This is a genomic window from Cytobacillus spartinae, from assembly GCF_042865285.1.
Classification (GTDB): Bacteria; Bacillota; Bacilli; order Bacillales; family Cytobacillaceae; genus Robertmurraya_A; species Robertmurraya_A spartinae.
This window is the reverse complement of the sequence record NZ_JBIACK010000007.1, coordinates 216,653-235,945: the sequence shown is the minus strand read 5'-3', so window position 1 is coordinate 235,945 and position 19,293 is coordinate 216,653. Positions and strand designations below refer to the sequence as shown.

Annotated in this window: 18 protein-coding genes; 9 read left to right on the top strand and 9 right to left on the bottom strand. The window is 36.9% G+C overall.

Annotated elements, in window-relative coordinates; genetic code table 11:
• Positions 1-39 precede the first annotated feature (39 nt).
• Complete coding sequence (locus ACFYKX_RS15420) at positions 40-1,539, top strand: malate:quinone oxidoreductase (protein WP_389361953.1); 1,500 nt, start codon at positions 40-42, stop codon at positions 1,537-1,539.
• Positions 1,540-1,656: 117 nt separating this feature from the next.
• Here the strand turns inward: ACFYKX_RS15420 and ahpF are convergent, their stop codons facing one another.
• Both ahpF and ahpC read right to left on the bottom strand, forming a co-directional pair.
• Positions 1,657-3,186: an alkyl hydroperoxide reductase subunit F gene (gene ahpF, locus ACFYKX_RS15415; protein ID WP_389361952.1), complete on the bottom strand. Its 1,530-nt coding sequence runs from the start codon at positions 3,184-3,186 to the stop codon at positions 1,657-1,659.
• 12 nt (positions 3,187-3,198) lie between these two features.
• Positions 3,199-3,762: an alkyl hydroperoxide reductase subunit C gene (gene ahpC, locus ACFYKX_RS15410; RefSeq protein ID WP_389361951.1), complete on the bottom strand. Its 564-nt coding sequence runs from the start codon at positions 3,760-3,762 to the stop codon at positions 3,199-3,201.
• 989 nt (positions 3,763-4,751) lie between these two features.
• On the opposite strand from ahpC, the gene ACFYKX_RS15405 reads away from it, so the two are divergent.
• A complete protein-coding gene (locus ACFYKX_RS15405) occupies positions 4,752-5,630 on the top strand; it encodes a radical SAM/SPASM domain-containing protein (protein ID WP_389361950.1) in 879 nt (292 codons plus the stop codon).
• A gap of 53 nt (positions 5,631-5,683) precedes the next feature.
• On the opposite strand, the gene ACFYKX_RS15400 is transcribed toward ACFYKX_RS15405, so the two are convergent.
• From ACFYKX_RS15400 to ACFYKX_RS15390, 3 genes are all read right to left on the bottom strand, one after another.
• Positions 5,684-6,616 (bottom strand): IS3 family transposase, encoded by a 933-nt coding sequence (locus ACFYKX_RS15400; RefSeq protein WP_389361974.1) that lies wholly within the window; start codon positions 6,614-6,616, stop codon positions 5,684-5,686.
• Positions 6,514-7,074: a helix-turn-helix domain-containing protein gene (locus tag ACFYKX_RS15395; RefSeq protein WP_389361949.1), complete on the bottom strand. Its 561-nt coding sequence runs from the start codon at positions 7,072-7,074 to the stop codon at positions 6,514-6,516. Before ACFYKX_RS15395 ends, ACFYKX_RS15400 begins: the two co-directional genes overlap by 103 nt.
• Positions 7,075-7,619: 545 nt before the next feature.
• Entirely contained in the window at positions 7,620-8,531 is a 912-nt protein-coding gene (locus tag ACFYKX_RS15390; RefSeq protein WP_389361948.1) for a nuclease-related domain-containing protein, read from the bottom strand.
• A gap of 164 nt (positions 8,532-8,695) precedes the next feature.
• On the opposite strand from ACFYKX_RS15390, the gene ACFYKX_RS15385 reads away from it, so the two are divergent.
• Entirely contained in the window at positions 8,696-9,400 is a 705-nt protein-coding gene (locus ACFYKX_RS15385; RefSeq protein WP_389361947.1) for a Dps family protein, read from the top strand.
• Between the two features lie 62 nt (positions 9,401-9,462).
• Here ACFYKX_RS15385 and ACFYKX_RS15380 read toward each other — a convergent pair whose 3' ends face one another.
• Positions 9,463-10,551 (bottom strand): nitric oxide synthase oxygenase, encoded by a 1,089-nt coding sequence (locus tag ACFYKX_RS15380; RefSeq protein WP_389361946.1) that lies wholly within the window; start codon positions 10,549-10,551, stop codon positions 9,463-9,465.
• 183 nt (positions 10,552-10,734) lie between these two features.
• Here ACFYKX_RS15380 and ACFYKX_RS15375 point away from each other — a divergent pair, with 183 nt between their 5' ends.
• On the top strand, positions 10,735-11,031 hold the full coding sequence (locus ACFYKX_RS15375; protein WP_389361945.1) for a YuzF family protein: 297 nt from the start codon (positions 10,735-10,737) through the stop codon (positions 11,029-11,031).
• 267 nt (positions 11,032-11,298) lie between these two features.
• Here ACFYKX_RS15375 and ACFYKX_RS15370 read toward each other — a convergent pair whose 3' ends face one another.
• Entirely contained in the window at positions 11,299-11,616 is a 318-nt protein-coding gene (locus ACFYKX_RS15370; RefSeq protein ID WP_389361944.1) for a YciI family protein, read from the bottom strand.
• 42 nt (positions 11,617-11,658) lie between these two features.
• The gene (locus tag ACFYKX_RS15365) at positions 11,659-12,036 is read right to left on the bottom strand and encodes a VOC family protein (protein ID WP_389361943.1); all 378 of its coding nucleotides are present in this window, start codon (positions 12,034-12,036) and stop codon (positions 11,659-11,661) included.
• Positions 12,037-12,237: 201 nt separating this feature from the next.
• Here ACFYKX_RS15365 and ACFYKX_RS15360 point away from each other — a divergent pair, with 201 nt between their 5' ends.
• Entirely contained in the window at positions 12,238-13,185 is a 948-nt protein-coding gene (locus ACFYKX_RS15360; RefSeq protein ID WP_389361942.1) for a phosphotransferase family protein, read from the top strand.
• A 17-nt stretch (positions 13,186-13,202) separates the two neighbouring features.
• Positions 13,203-14,207 (top strand): glycosyltransferase, encoded by a 1,005-nt coding sequence (locus ACFYKX_RS15355; RefSeq protein WP_389361941.1) that lies wholly within the window; start codon positions 13,203-13,205, stop codon positions 14,205-14,207.
• Positions 14,208-14,260: 53 nt separating this feature from the next.
• Here the strand turns inward: ACFYKX_RS15355 and pdxR are convergent, their stop codons facing one another.
• The gene (gene pdxR, locus ACFYKX_RS15350) at positions 14,261-15,718 is read right to left on the bottom strand and encodes a MocR-like pyridoxine biosynthesis transcription factor PdxR (RefSeq protein WP_389361940.1); all 1,458 of its coding nucleotides are present in this window, start codon (positions 15,716-15,718) and stop codon (positions 14,261-14,263) included.
• 135 nt (positions 15,719-15,853) lie between these two features.
• Here pdxR and ACFYKX_RS15345 point away from each other — a divergent pair, with 135 nt between their 5' ends.
• From ACFYKX_RS15345 to ACFYKX_RS15335, 3 genes are all read left to right on the top strand, one after another.
• On the top strand, positions 15,854-16,420 hold the full coding sequence (locus ACFYKX_RS15345) for a DJ-1/PfpI family protein (RefSeq protein ID WP_389361939.1): 567 nt from the start codon (positions 15,854-15,856) through the stop codon (positions 16,418-16,420).
• 13 nt (positions 16,421-16,433) lie between these two features.
• Entirely contained in the window at positions 16,434-17,414 is a 981-nt protein-coding gene (locus tag ACFYKX_RS15340) for a Gfo/Idh/MocA family protein (protein ID WP_389361938.1), read from the top strand.
• 145 nt (positions 17,415-17,559) lie between these two features.
• Positions 17,560-19,182 carry an ATP-binding protein gene (locus ACFYKX_RS15335; protein WP_389361937.1) on the top strand — a complete coding sequence of 541 codons (1,623 nt, stop codon included), beginning with the start codon at positions 17,560-17,562 and terminating at the stop codon, positions 19,180-19,182.
• Positions 19,183-19,293: the final 111 nt, after the last annotated feature.

The window sequence follows — 19,293 nt, the reverse complement described above, 5'->3', positions numbered from 1 at the left end:
CCCTTTTTTACAAATATATATAGGATAAGGAAGGTTATAATGAGCAACATACAGAATAAAACAGACGTTATTTTAATAGGTGCCGGAGTCATGAGTGCGACTTTGGGATCTTTAATTAAAGAGTTAGCACCTGATTGGGAAATTAAAGTATTCGAGAAACTTGATAGTCCTGGAGCAGAAAGCTCTAACGAGTGGAATAATGCGGGCACGGGCCATGCTGCATTGTGCGAGCTTAACTATACTTCTGAAAAAGCTGACGGGTCTATTGATACAAGCAAAGCAATTAAGGTTAATGAACAGTTCCAGCTTTCAAGACAGTTTTGGTCATATCTTGTTAAAAGTAATCTGATTCGTAATCCTCAGGATTTTATCATGCCAATCCCTCATATGAGTATGGTACAAGGGGAGAAAAATGTAGAGTTTTTGAAAAAGCGTTTTGAAGCTCTATCAAACAATCCACTATTCCAAGGGATGGAATATTCGGAAAACCCAGATAAACTAAAAGAGTGGATTCCACTTATTATGGAAGGGCGTACTTCGGATGAGCCGATTGCTGCGACCAAAATTGATTCTGGAACGGACTGTAACTTCGGTGCTTTAACACGCATGTTATTTGAACACCTAGAAAGTAAGAATGTCGAGGTTAACTACAAGCACAGTGTCGAGGGAATTAAGCGTACTAAGGACGGTTTATGGGAAGTAAAAGTGCATGATATGGATGGTATTAAAATGCACTACCATTATGCAAAATTTGTCTTTATTGGTGGTGGTGGCGGTAGTCTACCATTACTGCAACAAACTGGCATCCCTGAGTCAAAATATATTGGGGGATTCCCGGTAAGCGGACTATTTTTAGCATGTAAAAACCCAGAAGTGATCGAGAAACACCATGCAAAAGTTTACGGCAAAGCTAAGGTTGGTGCACCACCAATGTCAGTTCCGCATCTTGATACAAGATTTATTGATAACAAAAAGGAATTGCTATTTGGACCTTTTGCCGGTTTCTCACCTAAGTTCTTAAAAACAGGTTCAAATCTTGATTTGATTAGTTCGGTAAATCTAAATAATGTCGTCACCATGTTGGCTGCTGGTGTAAAAGAAATGGCATTGACAAAATATCTAATCGAGCAAGTGATGTTATCACATGAAAAGCGCATGGAAGAATTACGTGAGTTTATTCCAAATGCTAAAAGTGAAGATTGGGATATCGTTGTAGCAGGTCAGCGTGTTCAAGTAATTAAAGATACAGATGCAGGGAAAGGTACACTCCAGTTTGGTACGGAGGTAGTTAGTGCTGCAGATGGATCTGTAGCTGCATTATTAGGAGCTTCTCCTGGTGCTTCTACTGCCGTTCACGTAATGCTCGAAGTATTAGAAAAATGCTTCCCACAACACATGAAAGAATGGGAACCAAAAATTAAAACAATGATCCCATCTTATGGTGTATCATTATCAGATAATCCAAAGCTATTTAAAGAAATCCATGCATCAACAGCAGAGACGTTAAAACTAAGTCAAAAAGAACCAGTTCTTTGTTAATAGTATTTGCTAAAACCCCTCATATAATTTGAGGGGTTTTTTTGTTACGTAGTTTAGCTGAACAAAAAAAGGCACTTCATACCTCAAAAGGGGTGAAGTGCCTTGCTTATTGTTATATTAGTTTCTAATCAGATAATCGAATGCGCCCAATGCCGCAGTCGCACCTGATCCCATTGAAATAATAATTTGTTTATATGGACTATTTGTACAGTCACCTGCAGCAAACACTCCAGGGATGTCCGTAGCTCCATGCTTATCAACAACAATCTCACCGAAGCGAGTACGTTCGAGTGCATCTCCTAACCAATCCGTGTTCGGTATGAGACCAATCTGAACAAACACACCCTCTAGTTCAACGTGATGAGTCTCTTCTGTTTCGCGATCCATGTAAGAAATACCGTTTACTTTGTCAGTTCCGGTAATTTCTTTCGTTTGTACGTTTGTTAGGACAGTTACATTAGGAAGGCTGTGTAGACGTTTTTGCAATACTGCGTCAGCCTTTAATTCCGAGTTAAATTCAAGAAGTGTTACATGCTTAACGATTCCTGCAAGGTCAATGGCTGCTTCAACACCCGAGTTACCACCACCGATAACAGCTACGCGTTTTCCTTCAAATAACGGACCATCACAGTGAGGGCAGTATGCTACACCTTTACCTGTGAACTCTTTTTCACCAGGAACACCGACATTACGCCAGCGAGCACCTGTTGAAAGAATAACAGTCTTACTTTTCAGGACTGCACCATTTTCAAGTTCGATCTCGATAAGCTCTTTCTTCTCAAGATGCTTAGCACGTTGCAAGTTCATGACATCAATGCCATAATCTTTTACGTGTTCCTCGAGGCTTGCTACCAACTTAGGACCTTCAGTGTGCTTTACACTGATAAAGTTTTCAATGCCTACTGTATCCATAACCTGGCCGCCAAAGCGTTCAGCTACAATACCTGTTCGAATTCCTTTACGTGCTGCGTAAATCGCAGCACTTGCTCCTGCAGGGCCTCCGCCCACAACAAGAACATCGTAAGGGTCTTTATTAGCAAATTCGGATGCATCAGGGCCAGTTCCCATTTTAGCAAGGATTTCTTCAAGAGACATACGTCCTCCGCCAAATGATTCTCCGTTAAGGAAAACAGTTGGTACAGCCATGACCTGTTTGTTTTCTACCTCTTCTTTAAAAGCGGCTCCGTCAATCATCGTATGGGAAATGTTAGGGTTTATAACACTCATCACATTAAGAGCCTGTACCACATCAGGGCAGTTATGGCAGCTTAAGCTGATATAGGACTCAAAATGAAATTCACCCTTGATGCTTTTCACTTGGTCGATCACTTTTTGATCAACTTTAGGTGCTCTACCACTTACTTGAAGCAGAGCTAGCACTAATGATGTGAATTCGTGACCTAAAGGTATTCCAGCAAACGTTATGCCAGTATCTTCTCCAGGACGATTCACACTGAAACTTGGAGTTCTCTCTAATTCTGTCTTCTCAACCTTGATGTTAGGTGACATAGTAGCCAATTCATCTACTAAAATTAGCATGTCTCGGGAAACTTCATCGTCTCCGGCACTAACCTTTAGTAGAACATCGCCTTCCATCATTTGAAGATATTGGGCTAACTGGGCTTTAATATCTGCATCTAATAACATTTATATGGCTCCTTAAATTTTCCCTACAAGATCAAGGCTTGGCTTAAGAGTTGCAGCACCTTCTTGCCATTTAGCAGGGCAAACTTCACCTGGGTTGTTACGTACATATTGAGCAGCTTTAATTTTACCTACAATCGTACTAGCGTCACGACCGATACCACCAGCATTGATTTCTACAGTTTGGATAACACCATCTGGATCAATGATAAAAGTACCGCGATCCGCAAGTCCACTCTCTTCATCTAAAACGTCGAAGTTACGAGAAATCTTTTGTGATGGATCACCAATCATGATATATTCAATTTTACCAATTGCTTCTGAATGGTCATGCCAAGCTTTATGTGTGAAGTGAGTATCTGTAGAAACAGAATAAACTTCTACACCAAGGTCTTTTAGAGTTGCATATTCGTTTTGAAGATCTTCTAATTCAGTAGGGCATACGAATGTGAAATCTGCTGGATAGAAACAAACTACACTCCATTTACCTTTAAAGTTTTGCTCAGAAACATCAATAAACTCTCCATTATGAAAAGCCTTTGCAGAGAATGGTAGTACTTCTTTTCCGATTAATGACATAATAAAATTCCTCCTAGTGTGGTTAAATAAATATTAATAGCTTTTCCAGGAAAAAGCCTGAAAATCTTAACGTATTATCCTATAGAATAGAATAATTCTAATTCAGTAAGCATTATCATATAGCAGTCATTATCTTGTCAAGTGATATCCCATATTTACAGTTGGTTGTTCTGTATAGTTCTAGCATTTGAGATCTTAAAAGAAAAGTAAGTGACAATAGATGATAACGAGCTTATTATGACTAAATTAGTTCTTAAATATAGATTGTTTTTTTAAATTGTATGTTTCCAAATATGTTCTCTTTGAAAAATGTTGCATTTTCATGTAGCTATGTAGTCTCTCATGCAAAGAGTATATTATTTTATACAAATTCATTTTAACCATTTTTTAAAAACTAATCCAATAAGTAGCCTTATTTAATTTGATAAAATTTATTGATTATAACAAGAGGGAGTAGGCTCAACCATGAGCATTTCTATGAATAACCTAAGAATAGTAGTTGATAGGCCCAATAATTAGACCTCAACGCACATTATGGACGTATATTCTATTTTGCAGATAATTCTGTCTATAGTAATATTCTAATATACCTTTTAGAAAATGGAAGAAGAGCACACTCATTTCCCTTTCATTCATCCTTGGGTGACTTATTATGCAGTCTCCATTATACCCATTTAAACCCCGATTTAATCTTATTACCATTATTCAAAATGGTTTCACTTTTCTACGGAATTACAGGGTTGACCATGTCTAAAAATGAAAGCCAAAGAAAATAGAAAAAAGACCTGCTATGAAAACACTTGAAACTTAACATGTACTTTGTAGAAAACCTCTATCTGATTGGATAGAGATTTTTTAGTATATTATGGAGCTAGTCATAGTAATTTCCTTTGATAATCATATTTCTATTTAAGGAAAGTTGTGCTCTAATAGGGATAGAAGATAGAATATATTATGTTTTAACTAGTCATAGAAGTGAGGAATATAGCTTGAAAAAATTCAAGAAATTTTACTTAGAGATTACAAGTATATGTAATCTTGCTTGTAGCTTCTGTCCCCCAACAGAGCGGCAGAAACAATTTATTTCTGTCGACGATTTTTCCAAAAGATTAGATGAAATTAAACCTTACACAGATTTTATATATTTACATGTAAAAGGTGAACCGCTACTTCATCCAAGAATAGATCAGCTATTAGATATCGCTCACGATAAAGGGTTTAAAGTTAACATTACAACCAATGGAACGTTGATTAATAAAAATAAACACAAGTTATTAAATAAACCTGCATTAAGGCAGATGAATTTTTCTCTTCATAGCTTTGATGGCCATGAGGGTTCTGTAGACAGGGAAGGGTATGTAAAGAGTGTACTTTCCTTTATAAAAGAGGCAACAAGCCAGTCAGAATTAATTGTTTCTCTAAGGCTTTGGAACCTTACTCAAGACAATATGACCAACCTTGAAAAACAGCGAAACCGTCAAACATTAGAGATGGTTGAGGAAGAATTTGATTTAGCATATAAGATTGAGGAAAAAGTTACTCCTGGAAGTGGCGTCAAAATTGCTGAACGTATTTTTATCAATCAAGACTATGAGTTTCAATGGCCTGCTTTACATGAAGAAGAGGACGATGGGAAAGGCTTTTGCTACGGACTTCGAAATCAAGCAGGAATCCTAGCAAATGGAACGGTTATCCCTTGTTGCTTAGATGGAGAAGGGATTATTAACTTAGGAAACGTTAATGACAAACCTTTCTCTGATATTATCGAAGGCGATCGGGCAAAGAAACTAGTAGATGGATTCTCTCAAAGAGTAGCGGTCGAGGAATTATGCAGGAAATGTGGGTATCGGAAGAGATTTGGGAAATAGAGTGCAAAGAGAGAGCGTATTAGGGTAGTTACCCCCAAAAGTTAGAGTTTTTATTATGCTGCTAATTGGCTGGATTGAGTTCTATATTCGACAGGACTCAATCCAGCTAATTTTTCTTTTGATCGTTCATGGTTGTACCAGTAGATATATTCTTCAATCCTTCTCTTTAATTCTTCATAGCTTACTAATTTTTCCCCATAGTACATTTCTTGCTTTAAAATACCAAAGAAATTCTCCATCGAAGCGTTGTCTGCGCAGGTTGCTTTACGTGACATGCTTTGGAACACTTTATTTTTCTTTAATGTTTTCACCCATTTGTTGTGCTGGAAATGCCAGCCTTGATCCGAGTGGATGGTAGTTCGGTGGGTTGAGAGATTCTTTATTTTCTCTATTGTTTCGTTTAAGGGTTCCATGACTAGATCTAATGTAGGACGTTTCTTGATTCCAAACGAAATAATTTCTCCGTTATAAAGGTCAAGTATTGGATTTAAGTACAATTTCTCTTCGCCTAGACATTTGAACTCTGTAGTGTCAGTTACTAATTTTTGAAGAGGGGTGGGCGTACTAAAACGACGTGATAATCGATTTTTTGCTATCTTTCCAACGTTACCTTTATATGAATTGTATTTACGAGATTTGCGCATGAATTTCACACATTTTAGTCCTAGCTCTCGCATAAGTCGATACACTTTTTTATGATTAATACAATATCCTAATTTCTTTAACTCGCCCGTTATACGTTTATATCCATAACGTTCATGGAACTTCTTAAATAAATGTGTAATGAGTTCTTTTAATTCTGTATCTGGATCTTCTCTCTCAAAGTTTTTTACATGATAGTGATAGGTTGCTTCAGGAATACCCACCACAAGGAAAATATCAGTTAATCGAAACCCTTCTTCTTTGAGTTCGAACGCCACTCTTGCTTGTGCTTTTCGTGGAAGGCACTCGGATTTTCCCGAAAAGCTCTCAGCTTTTTTAGATATGCATTTTCTAGTCTTAGTAATTCATTTTCTCGTTCTAATTCTTCTTCACGAGTTAACTTTTGTTCTTCGTTTCTCTTTTTGTTTGGTTTTTTAGACATAGAAGACCGCCCCTTTGACTTTGGATTTAGGCCTTCTATTCCTTGTCCCTTAAATGTTTTCATCCATCGGTGAATTAATGAAGGGTTATTTATCCTAAACTGTTCAGCAGTTTCCTGATAAGAAGCACCTGTTTCTAACATAAATTGTAGCGTATCTAATTTAAATTGAACAGAATACACTGCCTTTCCCTTTTTTTGTTTTAATCCTCCGATCCCTTGTGTTTTATAAGCTCTGACCCAATCTTGTAATGGTGTTTGAGAGGGCATATTGTATTTCTTCGCCAATAATTTATAACCAAGATGTCCATTCAAATACTCAGTAACAAGCTTTATTTTAAATTCCTCACTATATTTTGCCATAAAAAACACCCCCAAAAGTTAGTTTTTTACTCTAACTTTTGGGGGTCGGAACCTAGATACGGTCTCTTTTTCCTTTGAGTCTGAGTGTTATTGCGAGTTGTTAGGTGTGTTGGTTTTGGATAGGGTAGGCGGGTCTAGGGTTTGAGAAGGACAAAGAACAGTTCTTCATAGGGAGGCTAATAAAGTTTTTGATAAGGGTTATGAAAGACGAAACTGCAAGACGTGCTAGGTGAACTGTCTTTCATAGCAAGGATAAAAGACAGAAATGCTAATAAATTCGAAGAACTGTCCTTCATAAGGCGAATGAAAGACAAAACTGCCAGTTGAGCTAGCTGAATTGTCTTTCATAGCAAGGATGAAAGACAGAAATGCTAAAAAATTCGAAGAACTGTCCTTCATAAGGCGAATGAAAAACAACCTACAGTCTGAGATAGGTGAAATGTCTTTCTAGAGCTATATAAAGGACTTCCTAAACTGGAACAGATAGAATCATACAACTAAGCAGCATGGTGGATTCTCATTTAGCAATCATACCTAGAGTGTATTTATTCATAGTAAGCCCATTGGTGAACGCCCACCATTTTAAAGTTTTTTTCGAGTATCCTCTGGATCCTTTTCTTAGTTTTGATGATTTTACACCAATCGTGAATGATAGTTGTTGTTATTTTTATGTCGGGGAAAAGAAGTTTAAACTCGTTTATATTACGTAGAACAGCATCTGTAATCAATTCTCCGTGGTTGCAATCTTCACATATAACTTTTTTACCCTTAATAGAAACAGAAAACGAACTACAGCATACACAAGTAATGCCTTTTTCCATGAGGTCATAGTTGTAAGAGGGTAAAAGCGTATATGGAGATTCTTTAATATGCAGAGAGAGAAGTTTTTCAACCAGATTCTTATGTGTCTCATTTAAACTTGAAGAGATTTTATTAAGCTTATGAATGAATTTGTTAACTTGGGTTGGAAAAATAAAAGGCTTGTCCAGAGGAGCTTGGTATAAGGTGAATTCAGGGTTAATGAAGATTACTGAAGATTGAATAGTGGCATTGTATCCGATTTGTTGGAGTAACTGACGTAATAAAGAATCTGTTCTATTTAATTGGTTAAGAGGATTGCTAATTTCTTGTTTCTTGGAATACGTGTATATGCGGTCTGATGAGTAATAAAAGTCTCCTTCAAAATTTTTAACTTCAAAAACAAAAATAGTTTCCTGAAAAATAATTAAAGAATCAATTTGAAATAGAGTATTGTTTAGTTTTAGTAGCAAATCATTCACTATAAGGCAGTCACTTCTAAGGTTTTCAATCAATGAATCGAATAGTTTTTCTCCATCATACCCCCTCCTAAGGTTAAGGTAGTGTTGCTTGTCTGTTTCTGTCAATTTCATTCGGGTATTTAGTGATGATAACATAAGCAATTCAGAAGATTTAGTACGCGGTTTATAAACCATCATACACATCCTTTCTTAGTATCAATCTATTTTTGAGGTAATAGTATACACTTCACCTACTCCTTAATCTTATTACAAAAATTAACAAAAATAAATAGAGTGAATCTTATCCTTTTTACCCAAAATACAAAAAGTAATGAAAGTTGAAAGAAGAGAGGGATAAACCAATGCAAACTCACGATAATCAAGGATTTTCCCCAGATGAATTTAAGTTAAATAAGTCTGGGTTTGATCCAAATATGCCGGGTCATTCTAATCAACATATGAATGAAATGATACTACGCCAAGAACCTAGAACAGTAAGAACTGAAGGATCAGGAATTAGCTTACCTCAAGACACAAGACTTGAAATGGGGCTAATGCTAGATGAGCATCTATGCGCTCTAAATGTCGCGCTTCACCAGTATACGAAGCACCATTGGTTAACAGAAGGGGCAGAGTCCTTCGGTAGCTTGCACCATATTTTAGATGAGCATATTGAAGTTACTCAAAAACACATTGATATGGTGGGAGAGAGGGTTGCTAGACTAGGGGTTGTGCCAACTGCACATCCAGTAACTCAACATGAAATATCTTATATTAAGCATGAAGCTGAAGGCCGCTATACAATGAGAGACTTCTTACGTAATGACCTAGAGCATGAAATAAAAATCCAAGGAATGTTGAGAAAAACAATCAAACGTGCACATGAGCTAAATGATTTTGGAACCGTCCAAACTTTAGAGGAAGTTTTACTAAAGCGTGAAGACTTAGGCTATCATATCTGGAGTCTCCTAGAAGATGACACATTAGTGCGTGGAATGAATCATCTATTAGATGGCAACAATGATATCGCCAATAACCGTCATTTAAATGATCATCTCCCACAATAATGTTTCACATGAAACAATTTTAAAAAGTCCCTTATTTTAAAAGGGACTTTTAATATGGCATTTTATTCATATGGTTTTTCTTGATAAAAATAGTTCGGTGACTTCCATTTATTATCATAAGATTTATGAAAGATATGAGTGGATGCTGGAGATATCGGTGGAATTAACCATGTCCAATCTCCCGTTAGCTCACGGCCTGAACTTTCCTCTGCTTCTTCAAATAACTTAAATTGAGCTGCAGCTGTGTGATGGTCTACGATACTCACACCTGCATGTTTATATGAAGCCAATACGGCCACATTTAACTCGATTAACGCTTTATCTTTCCATAAACCCTGGTTTCTTCTTATATCTAACCCTAAGATGGATGCTACTTTTGGGAGAAGATTGTATCGGAATGAATCGGCAAGGTTACGGGCACCAATTTCAGTTCCCATATACCAGCCATTAAAAGGTGCAGCCGTATACTCAATGCCTCCGATTTCAAGCTTCATGTCAGCAATCATCGGTACTGCATACCACTTGATTTGTAAAGCTTCAAATGCAGGATAGTCAGGGTGGAATATTGGAACCTCCATGACATAATCTTCGGGGATAGCATACCATTTTGGCTTATTATTCTTAGTTTGTATAACTAAAGGTAATACATCAAAGTGAGTCTCATTGCCTTTCCAGCCTAGATCCATACATACTCTTGTAAAATCGGCTGATAGAGGATCACCAATAAATCCATCTTCTTTCTCATATCCTGCATAGCGAATTAATTGATGATTCCATAATCTAATTTGTTGCTCACCATTAATGGTAGGTTTAAAGATGGTAATGGTTGGTCTGATTTTTCCACCGTTTGTAGCCATCTCCATATGATTTAAAAGGGCGTGGTAAATATCCTCCTCGCGGTCAAGGTTCCTGGCATCAATGACATCTAGTGATTGCCAGAAAAGCCTTCCAATACACCGATTGCTATTTCGCCAAGCCATTTTGGCACCGTGAGATAGCTCTTCGAAAGTATGATCATAGTGGCCATGATGGCATATATCTGATTCAATTCTCATTAATCTTCTTTCAATTTCTTCTTCTTTTCCTAACTCTTTATAGCATATTTCTATGAATTCCTTTGCCTGCTGAAAGAGTTCATTGGCCTGTTTCAAGTTATCAACCTTCCTACTTGTTACCCTACAATAGGGACTTCTCATATGAAGTTAAAGTTGAATCTTTACACTATACTAGTCCATTCTTTTTGACAAATCAATATAAATAGGTTGATGCCTAGGGGCACCTAACTAGTTAGGGCATACATTGGTTATGTACGGTAAAGAAATGGAGGTATAGTGATGAACCCAATGTACCCTAATAACATGTCACCACAAATGAATGGAAACCAACCCTTGCAAGCTGTTCAATCTATGCAATCTCATCAACCAATGCAAGTTACTGTCGTGGAGCCCTATGTGTATGCAGCTGTCCGTAGCTTAATTGGGAAAAGAGTAGTGATGGACACGACGAGAGGTCCAGTCAATGGAATTGTTATGGATGCGAAGCCAGATCATGTTGTCATTCAAGAGCGAGACTCAACATTCTTTGTCAGAATCTGTGAAGTAGTCTGGATTATGCCTGAGAATTTTAAGTAACCTTAAAATATCATTTGGATGTACTTATAAAAATAGTTTCTTGTATTCCATGTAGCCAGAAGCTATGTTGTGTATGTCATGTAAATCAAGATAGACCTCTCATCTCATGGAGGTCTATTTCTGTTTTGTTTAGTCATTATGCGATTTCTTATCATTCGCTACTAAATCTCATAAATAAGAAAAAAATTTACGATATAACGAAAGTAAGAATTAGAAATTTATAATAATGATGTATCAGGAAATTTATATCCAAAATGCTTTTTCACATTACGAAGTTTGTATGTTCTCCCTAAGTAAAGCTACCTTGTAAGGGAAAAGAGTTGCTTCCATAATCCCCTCTTTTACAGCTGGATCATTGCTCATAATGTCTAAGGCTTCTTCTTCAGTCTCGACTTCAACAATAACAATTCCAAACGGATCCGTCTGTAACGTTCTACCAGCTAGTATTAGCTTTCCCTCTTTATGGAAGTCTTGTAAATATGTAAAGTGTTGTGCAACCGTAGTATTCTCCTTATCTGTCCAATTCTTTTCATCTAACAATCTAGGAATAAGCTTGAGTTGATAAAGAAACTGTAATTTCTGCATATAGGACCCCCGCTTTTATTCTGAGTATCTATAAAATGATTATTATAGGGTTACCTCACTCATCAAAGCATGTGTATTGCCTTCTGTATCTTCTAGAAATGTCATCCAAGTTTCTGTTTGCCCCATTTTGGCTACCATATGTGGTCGATCCTTAAATGAAACACCCTTTTCTAGTAAATCTTCATACATGCTTGTAATATTTTTAACCTGAAAATAGATTACTGAACTCGAAAAAGCATAACTTTCATTTTCAGGGATACTGAGAAGGAGGCGTAGTCCATTGCACTCAAAGAAAGCCATACTGTCTGTATGAAAAAGCAGTGGAAGTCCTAAAGTGTCTCTATAAAATATAATGGCTCTTTCAAGGTTTTTTACAGGTACCCCAATTTGTCCTACTTTTTGAATAGAATTCATAGTCATCATAAATCTCCTTAAAACTTAATCGTAATGTCTAATAATTCCATAAGAAACGTAAAAATCCTTTATACTTATGTTTGAAATTATAGTAGTCGCTCTTGAACTCGTGCCATTAGAAACTCGCTTTATGGTATGATTTATTTTACTAATAACCACTTTAAAAAATAGACTAGGATAACCAATTTTAGTAAAAGAGATGAAAAAATGGACATATTAAAGGATATTGTTTTACCTAATGGTTTTTTGGATGATAAAAGGGTTATGAAACGAGAAATTCTCTATAAAGGTATGAATGGGAGAGAAATTGAACGCTTTTTTGTCAATCCATCTCAGAGCTTTGTCTTTAAGCCTTTAACAAATAATAGTCAGATGGGGAAAGAAAATTGGATTTATGAGAATGTTCTTTCTGCCTTTCCACCTTTCTATCCTCGAATTTTAGCAAAGTCTCTTAATAGTCATAATCCTAATCATAATTGGATTATTTATGATGATCTTGGGCCTTTAAACCATGATTTTAATGAAGAGACGGCAAAAGGTGTTGTTACATACATGGCAGGTTGGCACCGTCTTTCAATTGATAAACTAGTACATGCACCACTAAAAGGTCCAAAGCCATTCATTGAGGAGATTGCTTTAGAGGTGCTTAGAAAAAAAGGGGAGATTGAACGAATCCAATCTGACTTCGATATTTCTAATAAGCTTATAGATACCGTCTACTCTCTCCTCCAAAAAGAAAACTTTTCTAAAGAATTAGTTCTTTCACACGGAGACCTGCATTTAGGAAATTATGCTGTTTCTCATGGTAGAATCTATATCTTTGACTGGGAACACACCCATCTTAACAGTCGATTCTGGGACCTATTCCATCTTATTGACTTATCTCATCCTGTCTTTCCTAAGAAGTTGACTAGTCGTATAAGAGAGGAATTACTAGATCTCTATTTAATTGAAATGGAACCGTACGGAATAAAACTAGATAAATCCTCTTTTAAAAGAGAGTATTATTTATTTTCTTCTGTTTTCAACCTTTGGATGCTTTTACTCATTGAAAGAGACTTGAAAAAAGATGCTGGCATATGGTCAAAGGGTCAATTAGAAAATCAGTTAAATGAAACCATACTAAGTTTACGTGATTGTGCTTACCATCTTTAAAATCTAGGAGGGTTTTGATGAAAAAAGTTGGGTTAGTCATGAGAAAAATACAATTTACTGAGGCTCAGGGCCCTCGTGTATTTGCGGAAAGACTAAAAGAGATTAGTAAGGATTTTGGGATAGACATTGTTTTTATATCCCCAGAGCGGCATGTAAGTGGATATGATTGGATCCCAGGGTACGAGCATGAAAAGGGCGACTTAGTTAACTACGATGTTGTCTTAGATCAAATTTATAAAGAAAAAATTGACCATGTGATTTATACAGTTTCAGGATTTACTTATCTTAAAATGTTTCTGAAAAATAGTGTCCTTTTCCCACACAGTTTCCCAGACCCAGCTTTAACTGGTTATGAAATGATGAAGCCATTTTATCAAATCGTGGATAAGGCAATTGTACAAACGGAGTTTCTTAAACGTGAACTTCACAGGAATTTTGGTGTAGACGATGTAACGGTTATTCCCATTGGATTTAATGAGCAATTAGCGGAAAAGCATTTTGACCCCTCCCAAATTGTTCATAACCGTATTCTTTGGATTGGAAGAGATGAAGAGAATCGACGCCCAGATCTTGTGCTAGAATACGCAAGGAGAAATCCAGATAAGGAAGTGTACATGATTTTTGGAGGAGTACGCTATAAGGAAAGCATGAAAAAGTACGATATTCCATCGAACGTAAAGCTACAATTTGCCTTAACACAGGATGAAATTTTTACGTTAATGAACTCTGCGAAGGTTTACTGGAGTAGCTCAAAGTTTGATACATTTGCCATGCCTTTAACGGAAGCATTAGCGATGGGGAAAATTGTAGTAAAACCAGAGCATCCTTGTTATGACCATATTAGTTCAAAGCACTCTTTTTCTGGAAATGAAAAGAACTGGTTTGAGCTTGTCAATATGGCTGTTTCCTCTCCTCTTAACGTATCGAACGATAATCGCCACTATGCTTTTGAAAAGTTTTCTAGCACGGTAATGAAACGAGGCTATAGAGACTTTTTTGATCATTGGTTAGCTCGTACATAATCTTCAGGGTGGAGCGCTGTTTCTTCCACCCCATTATGTTCTAGGAAATAATTCTATACATACACTCCGTCCATAATGTCATTGAACACTTCTCCCATAGTTGATATAGCTACTATCATTTGGTCTTCGGTTAAATGGGAAAACCCAAAAATGCCACAAGGTCGCGGAGGCTTGTGGCTAAATCCTGTTACGACATTAACCCAGAAAACCTCACGCTCATTGCAACGCTTTATAAATTGCTGGTATTTACCCTCTGTGAACCTCCACCAGCCAAAAAGGTGAAGGCCTGATTCAGACTCGATCCAATCAAAGGCAGTAGGGAGATATTGATTGAATAGATTTTTAAATAGTTGGTACTTGTTAGAGTAGATTCGATTCATTTTTCTAATATGTTTTTCATAACTTCCCGTTCGAAGAAAATTAGCAATAGCCATTTGCTCTAGAGCTGAGGTTGTATATGGCTCAAAAAAGTACTTTGCTGCATGAAAGTAGGGTTTGATGTCACTAGGAATTACCGCATAGCCAATCCGTAGAGCTGGCAAAATGGTTTTTGAAAAAGTCCCCAGGTAAATAACCCGATTCTCATAATCTAAAACTTTTAGAGGCTCTATCGGTCTTCCCTTCCTACGAAATTCACTATCGTAATCATCTTCTATTATTAAAGCATTTTTCTGTTTAGCCCATTCTAAGAGAGCTAGCCTTTGTTCAAGTGGCATAACTTTTCCGGTAGGATACTGGTGACTTGGAGTTACGTAGACGAGATTACTATCCCAATCCTTAACTAAAAAATCAGAAGAATGCACAGGGACCGGTAATAGTTTCCCACCTAATGCGAGAATAGTATCCTTCATACTGCCAAACGTAGGGTCCTCTATCACAACATGATCCCCTGAGCGAATAAGGAGCTGAGCAAGGATAGAGAAGGCATGCATCGTCCCATTTGTAATATAAATATCTTCAGACTCGCATATGATTCCACGCGTTTTCCTTAAATAAGTCGCAATGGCTTCTCTGAGCTCAAATAATCCTTGTTGCTCAGGATCTTTGCTAAGAATTAAATAATTCAACTCCCTGGCTGCTTGGTTAACAGCTTTTCTCCACTCGAGCTCAGGAAAGTGAGCTAGCTCCGGAGTAAAGCCAATCCCAAAGTTTATTGCTGAGCTCGTACGTTCACTTGGAGGTTCCTCAATAGGTAACCGACTTCCCCAATCCGACAATCTAATCTCTTTTTTCAGAGTAACCTTAGCTGTCTCTTTAACAGGAATCGTAGAGACGAAAGTTCCACTTCCCATTTCTGTTCGTATGTATCCATCGGCCATGAGCATTTCATAAACCTGTCTAACGGTATTTCGATTTACTTCATAGATGGTGGCCAGCTCTCTAGTAGATGGGAGCTTATATCCTGGAGCAAGCTTACCAGACAGAATCGCTTCTCTTAGTCCATGATATAAAGCTAGATACTTAAATCTATATTTTTGGACATTAAACTTGATGGGAAGAATGGTTTTCATATATCGTCACTCCTGCAAAAGTGGGCTAATAAAAATAGTTAAAACTGGGTCTTTTTCCCTGTCAGTTTATTATATACTATTAGTTTTGTAAGAAACATACACATAAATTTAATGGTTCGAAAGGAATGTAAATAAATGAAAATTCATGTACTAGTTTATGATCAATTTGCAAATTTTGAAGTAATGCTTGTAGGCTGGATGAAATCAAATAACGTAGAGCTTGAAACGGTATCCCTAGAACAAGATTATGTAACCAACGTAGAAGGTTTTAAAGTGTTAGCCGATAAAAGATTAGCAGAAGTCAATCCTAATGAGGTCGAGTTACTCCTAATTCCTGGAGGAAACACTCCATCCATTTTAGGTAATGAGAATCTAAAACAGTTTATTAAAGAAGTAAATGCAAATGGAAACGTGATTGGAGCTATTTGTTATGGACCTACGTTACTAGGTGAAGCAGGTATATTAGAAAATAAACAATTTACAACAAGTGTTGGGTCAGATGAGGAGCTTTTCGCCATTTTTAAAGGTGGCCAGTTCACGAATGACGATGTTACGGTTGATGGAAATATTATTACAGCAAAAGGCAATGCATATGTAGAGTTTGCACTTGAGGTTTGTAAAAAGATGGAGCTAGTAAAGCCTGAACACTTAGAGTTTTATGGTAAGTTTTTAAAGAATGTAAAAGAGCCGGTAAATTCTTAAGTAGGAGGCTCTTATGAAACACAATGAAACGGTAAAAGTGGGTATTATAGGTGTTGGGGCCATTGGAGAAAGTATGACAAAAGTATTTTCACAACACCCTCTCACAGAAGTAGTTGCTGTCTGCGATATTGTGGAGGAGCTTGCTGCCCAAAGAGCAGCAGACCTAGGAAATGTATATTGGACAACCAACTATAAGGAACTATTGGAACTTCAGGGAATAGATATGATCTATGTGGCAGTACCTCCAGCTCATCATTATTCGATTGTCATGGATGTACTCGAAGCTAAGAAGCATGTGTTGTGTGAAAAGCCTCTTGCAAACTCCTTGGAGGAAGCTGAAAAGATGCTTAGCAAAGCTAGGATCTCTGGTGTTGTTAATGCTGTTCACTATCCTCTTAGCTATATAAACAATATTAAAATGTTAACGTCTCTTATGAAGGACGGTTACTTAGGGAAAGTAAGAAGAGTTGAGCTAGAGATGCGCTTTCCAGAGTGGCCAAGAAAGTGGCAAGTAAATGATTGGATTGCAACCCGCGAGCAAGGTGGATTTGTATTTGAAGTGGCAGGTCACTTTATACAGATTATCCATCAATTGCTTGGGAAAGTTAACTCTGTTGAGAGCGAATTAGAATTTCCAGAGGATCCAAAAGCTTGCGAGACAGGAATAATTGCTAAAATGAGACTTGAAGATGGAACTCCCATTCTAGTCAACGGAATCAGTCAGCTGGCTGGCCTACAAGAACAAAGTATTTCACTTACCATATACGGATCTGAAGGTACTCTTGCTTTAGTAGATTTAATTAAGTTATATGGTGGGAAAGTTGGAGAGGCCTACAGTGAGATCCCGATTGAAAAAGATGAATCCTTTTGGGATGAGTTTATTCAAAATCTTGTTGCAGCCATACAAGGTGATACAGCAACAATCATAGACTTTGAACAAGGATATCAGGTTCAAGTTGTCTTAGAAAAGTTAAGAAGTCCTATTATGAAATAACAGAGAGTATCAAAGAATCCTATTTCTTTGATACTTTTATTGTTTTTGAAGATAGATTTGTAATTTATATGGAAATCGGCAGGTTCCTAGTATATGATGAGGTTAAAAATACATAACTTACGACCAATATATAGGTGGGAATCCGTTGCTACTATTAGAATATATTATTAATCTTTCTATTTTCTCGTTAATGGTCAGTTTACCATTGGTAATTGGGTCATATATTAAGCATAAACCTTTAAGGCAGTATCGTTTATGGGTCAGTATTTATGCTGGAATCGTTTCAATTATCTTGATTTTACTTTCAATTCAGGAGCAAGGTTACTCTTATGATATCCGCTATGCTCCCATTATTTTAGTCTTTTCTTATTTGGGGCCCATTGCTGGCCTTGTAACAGGCGCCATTTCTTTGTGTGCAAGGTTGTATATGAGTGGAAATTGGTATCCAGCCATAATGGGCTGGGCTACTATTATGATTAGTTTTTCCGTCATCCACTTTTATTTGCGCCAAGTGAATCCAGTAAAGAGAAGTATCGTTTTCTTTGTCACCTACGTCATTGTTTATATCATAACAGTGCCCATTCTCTTTCAAATATTTAGAGATCATCCACTTTTTCATCTACAATATATGATCTTTGTTATGCTAGGAGTCTTTATAGGCATATTACTTATTGAATCTTATTTAAAGTTATATAGGATTATTCAAGAGAAAAAACGTATGGAGGATCACCTAGCAGCAAGTGAGTCAAAATATCGTTTAATAGCTGAAAATACATCAGACCTTATTTTGGTTATGGATAAGGATCGATCAGCTACTTATTACTCCCCATCCCATGAGTGGGTGTTGGGATATAAGATAGAGGAACTAAAGAATATTGAACTATGTCAAGTCATTCACCCTGATGAGATCACCATGTTTAAAAGAAATATTAAGCGGATGCTTAATAAACACGAATCTTACACGATGGAGTTTCGTCTTAAGCATAAAGGTGGTCAATGGATTGAATTTGAATCCCGCTGCATGCCTGTTAGAGGGGAGAGGAATTCAATCGAGCACCTTGTTCTTATTAGCAGGGATATTTCAGAACGCAAGAAGGCAGAAGAGATACTGCTACAATCTGAAAAATTATCCATTGTAGGAGAACTAGCCGCCGGAGTTGCTCATGAAATCCGGAATCCGCTTACCACTATTAAAGGATTTATACAGCTATATAAACAAGAGAACAGTTCTTTTGCCTATAATGACTTGCTTTTAAGCGAGTTAGAACGAATTGAAACGATCACGAGTGAGTTGTTGTCTTTAGGAAAACCTCAAGCGGTCCAACTAAACCGAACGAATGTAAAGGATTTAATCGAAAACACGCTAGAATTGCTTTCTCCGCAGGCACTGATGAATAACATTGAATTTAACTTAACATGTGAGGAACCATCCATCTTTCTTACATGTGAACAAAATCAATTAAAACAAGTGTTTCTTAATATCTTTAAAAATGCGATAGAGGCTATGCCTGATGGTGGAAAGATTAAGATCGAGTTAAAGAAGTTAGATAATGACTGCATCATTTCTATTCAAGATTACGGATGTGGAATCCCAGAAGATTTACTTCCAAGATTAGGAGAACCTTTTTACAGTCTTAAGGAAAAGGGGACCGGCCTAGGCTTAATGATCTGTCACAAGATTATTCAGCAACACCAAGGAAGCATTTCATATTCGAGTACATTAGGAGAAGGTACATTAGTTGAGATTAGATTACCTTTAAGCAAATAGATGCTAACACCCTTTCATATATTGAGGAGGGTGTTATTTTTTTGAAAAATTTCCATGTTCATATTCCGTTCATAAAAGTGGTTTACATTATTTATGGAATATGAGCAAAAA